Origin of the sequence: Priestia sp. SIMBA_032, from assembly GCF_046535215.1 — a bacterium.
GTDB lineage: Bacteria > Bacillota > Bacilli > Bacillales > Bacillaceae_H > Priestia > Priestia aryabhattai.
Genome location: NZ_JAWRXD010001060.1, coordinates 1 through 256, shown reverse-complemented (window position 1 = coordinate 256; position 256 = coordinate 1). Strand labels below are relative to the sequence as shown.

Here is a 256-nt window from a genome sequence, read left to right as displayed (position 1 = left end):
AGATTCGGCATGCGATCTCAACGACGACGTTCCCGATACGACTGGGTCGCCTTCGTTTTTCTGGCACCGTGGCTCGTCGGGCTGTTCGGTCTCACTCTCGGACCAATGCTGTACTCGCTTTATCTGTCGTTCACCGACTACAACCTGCTCGCGCCGACCGCGAGCATGGTCGGGCTCGACAACTACGTGCGGATCTTCACCGCTGACGACCGCGCACTCACGTCGATCGGTGTCACCGCCCTCTACGTGTTCATCG

General features: G+C 59.8%; 1 protein-coding gene. It reads left to right on the top strand.

Annotated features, from left to right (window positions below):
* Nucleotides 1-256 (top strand): carbohydrate ABC transporter permease (locus SB717_RS37600; protein WP_410908242.1); only part of this gene is annotated, 256 nt, incomplete at both ends.